Source organism: Pseudomonas sp. 3B-A001-10F (assembly GCF_056313565.1).
On record NZ_JBQYFW010000035.1, the window covers coordinates 18,176 to 29,825 of the forward strand.

The 11,650-nt window shown below is 60.3% G+C and carries 7 protein-coding genes; 6 read left to right on the forward strand and 1 reads right to left on the reverse strand.

The genetic code is table 11. The features are described from left to right. Positions 1-214: 214 nt before the first annotated feature. Positions 215-583, forward strand: coding sequence for a DUF6124 family protein (locus tag AC0ZWN_RS24325; protein ID WP_476336890.1), 369 nt, complete (start codon positions 215-217; stop codon positions 581-583). Positions 584-918: 335 nt separating this feature from the next. Here the strand turns inward: AC0ZWN_RS24325 and AC0ZWN_RS24330 are convergent, their stop codons facing one another. Further along, positions 919-1,344 (reverse strand): YciI family protein, encoded by a 426-nt coding sequence (locus tag AC0ZWN_RS24330; protein ID WP_476336892.1) that lies wholly within the window; start codon positions 1,342-1,344, stop codon positions 919-921. A gap of 343 nt (positions 1,345-1,687) precedes the next feature. Between AC0ZWN_RS24330 and tpx the strand changes: the two genes are divergently transcribed. The 5 genes from tpx (at position 1,688) to AC0ZWN_RS24355 (ending at position 11,488) form a co-directional block, all read left to right on the forward strand. Then, entirely contained in the window at positions 1,688-2,188 is a 501-nt protein-coding gene (gene tpx, locus AC0ZWN_RS24335) for a thiol peroxidase (protein ID WP_007914372.1), read from the forward strand. A 175-nt stretch (positions 2,189-2,363) separates the two neighbouring features. After that, a complete protein-coding gene (locus AC0ZWN_RS24340) occupies positions 2,364-3,671 on the forward strand; it encodes an MdtA/MuxA family multidrug efflux RND transporter periplasmic adaptor subunit (RefSeq protein WP_095126254.1) in 1,308 nt (435 codons plus the stop codon). Continuing rightward, the gene (locus AC0ZWN_RS24345; RefSeq protein WP_460411455.1) at positions 3,668-6,769 is read left to right on the forward strand and encodes an MdtB/MuxB family multidrug efflux RND transporter permease subunit; all 3,102 of its coding nucleotides are present in this window, start codon (positions 3,668-3,670) and stop codon (positions 6,767-6,769) included. The genes AC0ZWN_RS24340 and AC0ZWN_RS24345 overlap by 4 nt, the downstream gene beginning before the upstream one ends. A gap of 142 nt (positions 6,770-6,911) precedes the next feature. Continuing rightward, the gene (locus AC0ZWN_RS24350) at positions 6,912-10,019 is read left to right on the forward strand and encodes an efflux RND transporter permease subunit (RefSeq protein ID WP_095050717.1); all 3,108 of its coding nucleotides are present in this window, start codon (positions 6,912-6,914) and stop codon (positions 10,017-10,019) included. Further along, positions 10,016-11,488: an efflux transporter outer membrane subunit gene (locus AC0ZWN_RS24355; RefSeq protein WP_093432977.1), complete on the forward strand. Its 1,473-nt coding sequence runs from the start codon at positions 10,016-10,018 to the stop codon at positions 11,486-11,488. Before AC0ZWN_RS24350 ends, AC0ZWN_RS24355 begins: the two co-directional genes overlap by 4 nt. Positions 11,489-11,650 lie beyond the last annotated feature (162 nt).

Sequence of the window (11,650 nt, forward strand, 5' to 3'; positions counted from 1 at the left end):
CTGGAAACCCCGACGGGTATTAGTGGCGCGTACACGCCTTTCATAACGTATCCTTGCGCACTTCGAATGTGTGCACTCCGTTATGGCGGCTGTGCGCGGGGGACCTTCGGGTCGTCCGGGTCGCCGCTGCCCGGGTTTCCAACCTGCGTACAGCTGCCACCTCTTCGTCCGGAAACCGAATGGGGCAGCTCCAATTTTCCAGTGGAGTTACACCATGAAAAAGCCAACACCGAACCCCCCAGAATCAGACGCCGACACAACATCCCCCTACGCCTCAGTCGACAGTAAAAAACTCCACGAAGCCGCCGACCGCGCGCTCGATTTCTACCTCAACCCCAGCGCCCATATCATGTCCAGCGCCAACGAGCCGGAACCCATGTACCTCGCCAATCCCAGGTACAACACTGAATCTCTTCTAGCCAACGCCAGCGAAACCCTCGGCTCGGCCAGCGAAATGCTCATCAACTTCGCCGCCTCGCTGGAAACATCGCAGCGCAAGACTGCATTGGGGATCGCACAGGTTGTCATGCTGGGTGAACTCGCGGTGAATCAAGCCTTGGATCACGTCGAACTCAAGAGCTGATCGCTCTTGATTGATCGTTCCCACGCTCTGTACTGGAATGCAGCCCTTGACGCTCTGCGCCAAATTCGCAAGCTGGAACGCAGAGCGTCCCTTGAGGCATTCCCACGCAGAGCGTGGGAACGATCAATTAAGACAGATAGTCATGCTGGGTGAACTCGCGGTGAATCAAGCCCAGGATCACGTCGAGCTCAATAACTGATCTCTGTTGAATGATCGTTCTATGCCCGAGTGATCGATTCTGCAGGTGTCGAGTGAAACGAGGCTGTGATCTTTTGACTTTGCTTTTCAAGATCAAAAGATCGCAGCCTTCGGCAGCTCCTACACGCGATACCCGGTTAGCCGTTTTTCTTGGCCTGTTCGCGGACACGCTCTTCCTGTTCTCGCGCTTCAGGAGTGAACTCAGCGCCGAAGTCTTCTGGAGAAAATATCTGGCGGATTTCAATATCAGACTCGCCTGGCATCGGGTTAGGGCAGCGCTTGACCCATTCGATGGCTTCTTCTTTCGATTTCACTTCCCAGATCCAGTAGCCCGCCACCAGTTCTTTGGTCTCGATGAACGGCCCGTCGATAACCGTGCGTTTGTCCCCGGAGAAATGCACGCGAGCGCCTTTGCTGCTCGGGTGCAGGCCATCGCAATCGATCAGGATGCCGGCCTTGACCAGTTCTTCGTTGAAGTTGCCCATCGCGGTGATCAGTTCTTCGCTGGGCATGATGCCGGCTTCCGAATCGGCGCTGGCTTTGACAAGGATCATGAAGCGCATGGCGGTTACTCCGTGAGTTTGGTGGGATTCATTGCTTAGTCGAACGGGCCAGACTTGAATCGACAGGGTCTCTGGTAAAAGTGCGGAGAATTTTTCACACCGCAGATCTAATTGTAGGAGTGAGCCTGCTCGCGATGGCGGTGTGTCATACACGCAGATGTTGACTGACACACCGCCATCGCGAGCAGGCTCACTCCTGCAGGGGGATGGTTGTGGTTTTGTATACAATTTTTCGCGCAGGCACCCAACAATTTCCAAACAGGGCATAGGTCGTCGGACCATTTCGTGGTTAACTTCGGCCTCTTGCATGCTTTCCAATCAAAACATCAGAAGGACTCAAGTCATGGCTCAAGTCACCCTTAAAGGCAATCCGGTTCAAGTCAACGGCCAGTTGCCACAAGCCGGTTCCAAGGCGCCAGCCTTTTCTCTGGTTGCCGGCAATCTGTCCGACGTCACCCTGAAAGACTTCGCCGGCAAGCGCAAAGTGCTGAACATCTTCCCAAGCGTGGACACCCCGACCTGCGCCACTTCCGTGCGCAAGTTCAACGCTCAGGCCAACGACATCGCCAACACCGTGGTGCTGTGCATCTCGGCTGACCTGCCGTTCGCCCAGGCACGCTTCTGCGGCGCCGAAGGTCTGGAAAACGTCCAAAACCTGTCGACCCTGCGCGGTGCCGAGTTCATCGAGAACTACGGCGTGGCCATCGCTGACGGCCCGCTGAAAGGCCTGACCGCTCGCGCCGTTGTGGTGCTGGACGAAAACGACAACGTCCTGCACAGCGAACTGGTCAAGGAAATCGCAGAAGAGCCTAACTACGAAGCGGCGCTGTCCGTTCTCAAGTAAGCGCTTTTACAATTGTTAACGGCCTGGCCCTGTCCAGGCCGTTTTCATTTGTGTATCAGTGTTTTGCCTCACACCTTGAAACGTAAGTTGAAGGTAAATTGCCGGTAAAGCTGCTTTGCTATTTCCCCACCAGTGCTTATCGTTCAGCCTCCCGTAAAAGAAGCCCACGCGCCCAATGGTTAATGACTCCATGCAATCGTCCCCTCGTAACTCCCGTCGCTGGCTGATCAGCCTGCTGGTCTTGTTGGTGATCGCCGTCCTGTGCTGGAAATTCTGGCCCGCCGGTTCAGCCCACAAAGAGGGCGCCGACAAAGCGGCGGCCGGGCACACCGGGCGTTCGGGGATGATGCGGCCGGGCTTCGGTGGCGGCACCGGGCCGATTCCGGTGCGCGTGGCGCCGGCGGTTACTGGCGACTTCCCGCTGTATTACAAGGCGCTGGGCACGGTGACCGCGCTCAACACCATCAATGTGCGCAGCCGGGTGGGCGGCGAGCTGGTCAAGATCAATTTCGAAGAAGGGCAGATGGTCAAGGCCGGCGACCTGTTGGCCGAGATTGATCCACGCCCGTACCAGAACGCTTTGCTGCAAGCCGAAGGCACGTTGCTGCAGAATCAGGCGCAACTGAAAAACGCTCAGGTCGATGTCGAGCGTTATCGCGGTTTGTACAAAGAGGACAGCATCGCCAAACAGACGCTGGACACCGCCGAAGCGCTGGTCGGTCAGTATCTGGGCACGGTCAAGACCAATCAGGCCGCGGTCAACGACGCCAAACTCAATCTCGAATTCACCAAGATCCGCGCGCCGATTGCCGGCCGTGTCGGTCTGCGCCAGGTCGACGTCGGCAACCTCGTCACCGCCAATGACACCACGTCCCTCGCGGTGATCACCCAGACGCAACCGATCAGCGTCGCTTTCACCTTGCCGGAAAACAGCCTGGAAACCGTGCTCGCGCGTTATCGCAGCGGCGCCAAACTTCCGGCCGAGGCGTGGGACCGCGGCGACAGCAAACTGCAAGCCACCGGCGTTCTGCAAAGCCTCGACAACCAGATCGACGTTGCCACCGGCACCCTGAAGTTCAAGGCCCGCTACGATAACCGCGATCAGGCGCTGTTCCCAAACCAGTTCGTCAACGTTCACTTGCTCGCTGACACGCTGAAGGGCGTGGTGCTGGCACCGTCGGCGGCCATCCAGTTCGGCACCAACGGCACCTTCGTCTATGCACTGGATGGCGACAAGAAAGTCACCATTCGCCAATTGAAGATCGGCGCCAGTGATGGCGAGAACACTGTGGTCACCGAGGGCTTGGCCGCCGGCGACCGCGTGGTGCTGGAAGGCACCGACCGCCTGAAGGAAGGCAGCGAAGTGGAAGTGGTCAACGACAGCAACCAAGTGCCGACCACTCCAACTGAACACCTGCAAGGCAAATCTGCTGCCACCCCGACTGACGCTGCTGTCACCGATAAGGCCAAGAAGGGCGCATGAACATTTCGCGGCTGTTCATCCTCCGACCGGTAGCCACCACACTGAGCATGCTGGCCATTGTTCTGGCCGGCCTGATCGCTTATCGCTTGCTGCCAGTTTCTGCACTGCCACAAGTTGATTACCCGACCATCCGCGTCATGACCCTGTATCCCGGCGCCAGCCCGGACGTGATGACCAGTGCCGTCACCGCACCGCTCGAGCGCCAGTTCGGGCAGATGCCGGGCCTCACGCAAATGGCCTCGACCAGCTCCGGCGGTGCGTCGGTGCTGACCCTGCGCTTCAGCCTCGACATCAACATGGACGTCGCCGAACAGCAGGTGCAAGCCGCGATCAACGCCGCGACCAATCTGCTGCCGACCGATTTGCCCGCACCACCGGTGTACAACAAGGTCAACCCGGCGGACACCCCGGTGCTGACGCTGGCGATCACCTCGAAAACCATGTTGCTGCCCAAACTCAATGACCTGGTCGATACGCGCATGGCGCAGAAAATCGCCCAGATCAGCGGTGTCGGCATGGTCAGTATTGCCGGCGGTCAGCGTCAGGCCGTGCGCATCAAGGTCAACCCGGAAGCGTTGGCGGCCAACAGCTTGAACCTGGCGGACGTGCGCACCTTGATCAGTGCTTCCAACGTCAACCAGCCGAAGGGCAACTTTGACGGCCCGACGCGGGTGTCGATGCTTGACGCCAACGACCAGCTGACCTCGCCCAAGGATTACGCCAACCTGATCCTCGCCTACAAGAACGGCGCGCCGTTGCGGCTCAAGGACGTGGCGGAAATTGTCGATGGCGCCGAGAACGAACGTCTCGCTGCGTGGGCCAACCAGAATCAGGCGGTATTGCTGAACATCCAGCGTCAGCCGGGTGCCAACGTCATTGAAGTGGTCGACCGCATCAAGGCGCTGCTGCCGAGCATTACCGACAACCTGCCGGCCGGCCTCGAAGTGACGGTACTGACGGATCGCACGCAGACCATCCGCGCCTCGGTCACTGACGTGCAACACGAATTGCTGATCGCCATCGCCCTGGTGGTGATGGTGACGTTTCTGTTTCTGCGGCGCGCCAGTGCGACGATCATTCCGTCAGTGGCCGTGCCGCTATCGCTGATCGGCACCTTCGGCGTGATGTACCTGGCCGGCTTCTCGGTTAACAACCTGACCTTGATGGCGCTGACCATTGCCACCGGTTTTGTGGTCGACGACGCCATCGTCATGCTCGAGAACATCGCGCGCTTCATCGAAGAGGGCGACAGCCCGATGCAAGCGGCGCTAAAGGGCGCCAAGCAGATCGGCTTCACCCTGATTTCCCTGACCCTGTCGCTGATTGCAGTGCTGATTCCGTTGCTGTTCATGGCCGACGTGGTCGGGCGGCTGTTCCGCGAGTTCGCCATCACCCTGGCCGTGGCGATCCTGATTTCGCTGGTGGTCTCGCTGACCCTGACGCCGATGATGTGCGCGCGTCTGCTCAAACGCGAACCGGAAGAACACGAGCAGGGCCGTTTCTATCGGGCCAGTGGCGCGGTGATTGACTGGATGATTGCCGAGTACGGGCGGATGCTGCGCTGGGTGCTCAAGCACCAGCCGCTCACCCTGCTGGTGGCCATCGCTACGCTGGGGTTGACCGTGTTCCTCTATATGGTCGTGCCGAAAGGCTTCTTCCCGGTGCAGGACACCGGGGTGATTCAGGGCATTTCCGAAGCGCCGCAGTCGATCTCCTTCGCCGCGATGGGCGAGCGTCAGCAGCAACTGGCGAAAATCATTCTGCAAGATCCGGCGGTGCAGAGCCTGTCGTCCTACATCGGTGTCGACGGCGATAACGCCACGCTCAACAGCGGCCGCTTGCTGATCAACCTCAAGCCCCATGGCGATCGCGATCTAAGCGCCACTGAAGTGATTGCGCGCCTGCAACCGCAACTGGACAAACTGGTCGGCATCCGCCTGTTCATGCAGCCGGTGCAGGACCTGACCATCGAAGACCGTGTCAGTCGGACCCAGTATCAGTTCAGCATGTCCTCGCCGGATTCCGAACTGCTCAGCCAGTGGAGCGGGCGACTGGTCGAAGCGCTGGCCCAACGGCCGGAACTGACCGACGTTGCCAGTGATTTGCAGGACAAGGGTTTACAGGTCTATCTGGTGATCGACCGCGATGCCGCCTCACGCCTTGGCGTCTCGGTGGCGAATATCACCGATGCGCTCTATGACGCTTTTGGCCAGCGGCAGATCTCGACCATTTACACCCAGGCCAGCCAGTACCGCGTGGTGCTGCAAGCCCAGGCCGGAGAGAAGATCGGCCCGCAGGCGCTGGACCAGATTCACGTCAAGACCACCGACGATGCGCAGGTACGCCTGTCGAGTCTGGCTCATATCGAGGAGCGTCAGGCGCAACTGGCGATCACCCATATCGGCCAGTTCCCGGCGGTAATGATGTCGTTCAACCTCGCGCCCGGTGTGGCGCTGGGGCATGCGGTCGACATCATCGAACAGGTGCAGAAGGACATCGGCATGCCCGTCGGCGTGCAGACCCAGTTCCAGGGCGCGGCCGAAGCGTTCCAGGCTTCGCTGTCGAGCACCTTGCTGCTGATTCTGGCGGCGGTGGTGACCATGTACATCGTGCTGGGCGTGCTGTACGAGAGCTACATTCACCCGATCACCATTCTCTCGACCTTGCCGTCGGCGGCCGTCGGTGCCTTGCTGGCGCTGCTGCTCAGCGGCAATGATCTGGGCATGATCGCGATCATCGGCATCATCTTGCTGATCGGTATCGTCAAGAAGAACGCGATCATGATGATCGACTTCGCCCTCGATGCTGAGCGCACCCAAGGCATGGCGCCGGAACAGGCGATCTATCAGGCGGCGTTGTTGCGCTTCCGGCCGATTCTGATGACCACGCTGGCGGCGCTGTTTGGTGCGGTGCCGTTGATGCTCGCCACGGGCTCAGGTGCTGAATTGCGTCAGCCGCTGGGTCTGGTGATGGTCGGTGGTTTGCTGGTCAGCCAGGTGCTGACGCTGTTCACCACGCCAGTGATCTACCTGTATTTCGACCGCCTCGGCCGGCGCTTTGGCAAGACTAATGCGGATGCCGAAGAGGTGTCGGTATGACTGTCCGAACACATAACCCCTGTAGGAGTGAGCCTGCTCGCGATGAGGCCGGCACCTGCAACATCAATGTAAACAGACACACCGCTATCGCAAGCAGGCTCACTCCTACAGGGGATTGGTGTGACGTTGGGGATCGCGGTCAATGAACCTCTCCGGTCCTTTCATCAAGCGCCCGGTCGCGACGATGCTGCTGAGCCTGGCGATCATGCTGCTCGGCGGTGTCAGCTTCGGCCTGCTGCCGGTTTCGCCGCTGCCGCAAATGGATTTCCCGGTGATCGTCGTGCAGGCCAGTCTGCCCGGCGCGAGCCCGGAGGTCATGGCGTCCACCGTGGCCACACCGCTGGAGCGCTCATTCGGCGCAATCGCCGGCGTCAACACCATGAGCAGCCGCTCCAGTCAGGGTTCGACCCGGGTCATTCTGCAATTTGACCTCGACCGCGACATCAACGGTGCCGCGCGGGAAGTGCAGGCAGCGATCAACGCTTCGCGCAATCTGCTGCCGAGCGGCATGCGCAGTATGCCGACCTACAAGAAGGTCAACCCGTCGCAGGCGCCAATCATGGTGCTGTCGCTGACCTCCGATGTGCTGGAAAAAGGCCAGCTCTACGATCTGGCCTCGACGATTCTTTCGCAGAGCCTGTCGCAAGTGCAGGGCGTCGGTGAAGTGCAGATCGGCGGCAGTTCGCTGCCGGCGGTGCGCATCGAGCTCGAACCTCAGGCGCTGAACCAGTACGGCGTGGCGCTCGACGATGTGCGCAAGACCATCGCCGATGCCAACGTGCGCCGGCCGAAGGGTTCGGTCGAGGACGGCCAGCGTTTGTGGCAGATCCAGGCTAATGACCAGCTGGAGAAAGCCAAGGATTACGAGTCACTGATCATCCACTACGCCGACGGCGCCGCGCTGCGCCTCAAGGACGTGGCCAAGGTCAGTGACGGCGTCGAAGACCGCTACAACAGTGGTTTCTTCAACGATGACGCGGCGGTGCTGCTGGTGATCAACCGCCAGGCTGGCGCCAACATCATCGAGACGGTCAACGAGATCAAGGCGCAACTGCCGGCCTTGCAAGCGGTGTTGCCGGCCAGCGTAAAGCTGAATCTGGCCATGGACCGCTCGCCGGTGATCAAGGCGACGCTGCATGAAGCCGAGATGACCTTGCTGATTGCCGTGGCGCTGGTGATTCTGGTGGTGTTCCTGTTCCTCGGTAACTTCCGCGCCTCGCTGATTCCGACTCTGGCCGTGCCGGTGTCGCTGGTCGGCACCTTTGCGGTGATGTACCTCTACGGTTTCTCGCTGAACAACCTCTCGCTGATGGCGCTGATTCTCGCCACCGGTCTGGTGGTGGACGACGCGATTGTGGTGCTGGAGAACATCTCCCGGCACATCGACGAAGGCGTCAAACCGATGCAGGCCGCGTACCTCGGGGCCAAGGAAGTCGGTTTTACCTTGCTGTCGATGAACGTCTCGCTGGTGGCGGTGTTCCTCTCGATCCTGTTTATGGGCGGGATTGTCGAGAGCCTGTTCCGCGAGTTTTCCATCACCCTGGCGGCGGCCATCGTCGTCTCGCTGGTGGTTTCGCTGACGTTGACGCCGATGCTTTGCGCCCGTTGGCTCAAGCCGCACACGCCGGGGCAGGAAAATCGCCTGCAACGCTGGAGCCGTCGCACCAACGACTGGATGGTCGGCAAGTACGCCACCAGCCTCGATTGGGTGTTGCGTCACCGGCGCCTGACCTTGCTCAGCCTGCTGATCACCGTCGGCGTCAATGTCGCGCTGTACGTGGTGGTGCCGAAAACCTTCATGCCGCAGCAGGACACCGGGCAGTTGATCGGTTTTGTGCGCGGCGACGACGGCCTGTCGTTCAGCGTGATGCAGCCGAAAATGGAAATCTTCCGCCGCGCCGTGCTCAAGGACGAAGCAGTGGAAAGCGTCGCCGGGTTCATCGGCGGCAGCAACGGCACCAACAACGCGTTCATGATTGTGCGTCTAAAACCGATCAAGGAGCGGCAGCTGTCGGCGCAGAAAGTCATCGAGCGACTGCGTAAGGAAATGCCCAAAGTGCCCGGCGCGCAGTTGATGCTGATGGCCGACCAGGATCTGCAATTTGGCGGCGGTCGCGAGCAGACCAGTTCGCAATACAGCTACATCCTGCAAAGCGCCGACCTCGGCGAGTTGCGTAAATGGTTTCCGAAAGTGGTCGCGGCATTGCGAGCCCTGCCCGAACTGACCGCCATTGATGCCCGAGAAGGCGCCGGGGCGCAACAAGTGACGCTGATTGTCGACCGCGACCAGGCCAAACGCCTCGGTGTCGACATGAACATGGTCACGGCGGTGTTGAACAACGCCTACAGCCAGCGGCAGATCTCGACGATCTACGACAGCCTCAACCAGTATCAGGTGGTGATGGAGGTCAATCCGAAATATGCCCAGGATCCGGTGACGCTCAAGCAAGTGCAGGTGATCACCGCTGACGGTGCGCGGGTGCCGCTGTCGACGTTCGCTCATTACGAAAACAGCCTCGAAGACGACCGCGTCAGCCACGAAGGCCAGTTCGCCTCCGAAGACATTTCCTTCGACATGGCCGAAGGCGTGACGGTGGAGCAGGGCAGTGCCGCGATCGAGCGGGCGATTGCCAAGCTCGGCCTGCCGGAAGATGTCATCGCGAAAATGGCCGGCACTGCCGACGCCTTCGCCGCGACGCAGAAGAGCCAGCCGTTCATGATTCTCGGCGCGTTGCTGGCGGTGTATCTGGTGCTGGGCGTGCTGTATGAAAGCTACATCCATCCGCTGACGATTCTGTCGACCCTGCCGTCGGCCGGTGTCGGTGCGTTGCTGTCGATCTATGCGCTGGGCGGCGAGTTCAGCCTGATCTCGCTGCTCGGGCTGTTCCTGCTGATTGGCGTGGTGAAGAAAAACGCCATTCTGATGATCGACCTTGCGCTGCAACTGGAACGGCATCAGGGCCTTACCCCGCTGGAATCGATCCGCAGCGCCTGTCTGCAACGGCTACGACCGATTCTGATGACTACGCTGGCGGCGATTCTCGGTGCCTTGCCATTGCTGCTCGGCCGGGCCGAGGGCGCGGAAATGCGCCAGCCGCTGGGCCTCACCATCATCGGCGGGCTGATCTTCAGTCAGGTGCTGACGCTTTACACCACGCCTGTGGTTTACCTCTATCTCGACAAGCTGCGCCATCGTTTCAACAAATGGCGTGGCGTGCGTACTGACGCCGCTCTGGAAACTCCGCTATGACTGACCGTTCGCTTATCAATCTGGCCACTGTTCGGGGCTCGCGCTTGCTGAGCCTGTCACTGTGCGTGGCGATGCTCAGTGCCTGCGCCGTCGGCCCGGACTATCAACGTCCGCAAACCGCTGAAATTACCCAGTACAAGGAAGCCGCGGGCTGGACCCAGGCCAACCCGAGCGACTCGCTGGCCCGTGGCGCCTGGTGGGAGTTGTATGGCGATCAGCAGCTCAACGGGCTGATCGAAAAACTCAACAATTCCAACCAGACCGTCGCGCAGTCGGAAGCCCAGTACCGCCAGGCTCAGGCCTTGGTGCGCAGTGCCCGCGGAGCGTTCTATCCCAGCGTTGACTTGAGCTTGGGCAAGACCCGCTCCAGCCAGGGCACCGGCAGCAGTAGTTCGAGTCTGAGCAGTTCCTCCAGTGGCATTCGCGACACTTATAACGCCGAGCTGGGCGTCAGTTGGGAAGCCGATGTCTGGGGCAAATTGCGCCGTGGTCTGGAAGCCGATGAGGCCAGTGCCCAGGCCAGTTTTGCCGATTTGGCGGCCATGCGCCTGAGTCAGCAATCGGAGTTGGTGCAGAACTACCTGCAACTGCGGGTGATCGATCAGCAAAAACGCCTGCTCGAAGCCACGGTTGCCGCTTACGAACGCTCGCTGAAAATGACCCAGAACCAGTACCGCGCGGGCGTTTCCGGGCGCGATGCGGTAGCGCAGGCGCAGACGCAACTGAAAAGCACCCAGGCAGATCTGGTCGACCTGATCTGGCAGCGCGCGCAGTTTGAAAATGCGATTGCCGTGCTGACCGGGCAGGCGCCGGCGGATTTCAACATTGCCGAAGTGCAGACCATTCCAAAGCTGCCGCAGGTGCCGTTGAGTCTGCCCTCGCAGTTGCTTGAGCGGCGTCCGGACATCGCTTCGGCGGAGCGTTCGGTGATTGCCGCCAACGCCAATATCGGCGTGGCCAAAGCGGCGTATTACCCGGACCTGAGCCTGAGCCTGAGCGGCGGTTACAGCAGCAGTACCTCGCAGAACCTGATCAGCCTGCCGAACCGTTTCTGGTCGGTCGGGCCGAAACTGTCGTTGCCGATTTTCGATGGCGGCATTCGTTCGGCAGAAGTCGACCGCACTGAAGCGGTCTACGACCAGACCGTGGCCAAGTACCGCCAGACTGTGCTCGACGGTTTCCGCGAAGTGGAAAACTATCTGGTGCAGTTGAAGGTGTACGAAGACGAAGCGGCGGTGCGCCAGGAAGCGCTCGATGCGGCCCGCGACTCCCTGCGCCTGACGGAAAATCAGTACAAGGCCGGGTTGATTGCCTACATCGATGTGGTGGTGGTGCAAGCGACAGCGTTGAGCAATGAGCGCAATGTGCTGAACATTCTGCAAAGCCGCTTGATTGCCAGCGTGCAACTCATCGCAGCGCTGGGCGGCGGTTGGGACGGACAACTGGATGTCAGTGATAATACCCGCTGAAGGCTGGCTTCACTGATCGTTCCCACGCTCTGCGTGGGAATGCCTCAACGGACGCTCCGCGTTCGGCTTTGAAGGGACGCGGAGCGTCCCGGGCTGCATTCCCACGCGGAGCGTGGGAACGATCAACGCGCCTATTCGCGAGCAAGCTCGCTCCCACAGTAA

Bases quoted from the DNA above. Each gene is read 5' to 3' on its own strand.
- AC0ZWN_RS24325 (WP_476336890.1), top strand. From the start codon at position 215: ATGAAAAAGCCAACACCGAACCCCCCAGAATCAGACGCCGACACAACA.
- AC0ZWN_RS24330 (WP_476336892.1), bottom strand. From the start codon at position 1,344: ATGCGCTTCATGATCCTTGTCAAAGCCAGCGCCGATTCGGAAGCCGGC.
- tpx (WP_007914372.1), top strand. From the start codon at position 1,688: ATGGCTCAAGTCACCCTTAAAGGCAATCCGGTTCAAGTCAACGGCCAG.
- AC0ZWN_RS24340 (WP_095126254.1), top strand. From the start codon at position 2,364: ATGGTTAATGACTCCATGCAATCGTCCCCTCGTAACTCCCGTCGCTGG.
- AC0ZWN_RS24345 (WP_460411455.1), top strand. From the start codon at position 3,668: ATGAACATTTCGCGGCTGTTCATCCTCCGACCGGTAGCCACCACACTG.
- AC0ZWN_RS24350 (WP_095050717.1), top strand. From the start codon at position 6,912: ATGAACCTCTCCGGTCCTTTCATCAAGCGCCCGGTCGCGACGATGCTG.
- AC0ZWN_RS24355 (WP_093432977.1), top strand. From the start codon at position 10,016: ATGACTGACCGTTCGCTTATCAATCTGGCCACTGTTCGGGGCTCGCGC.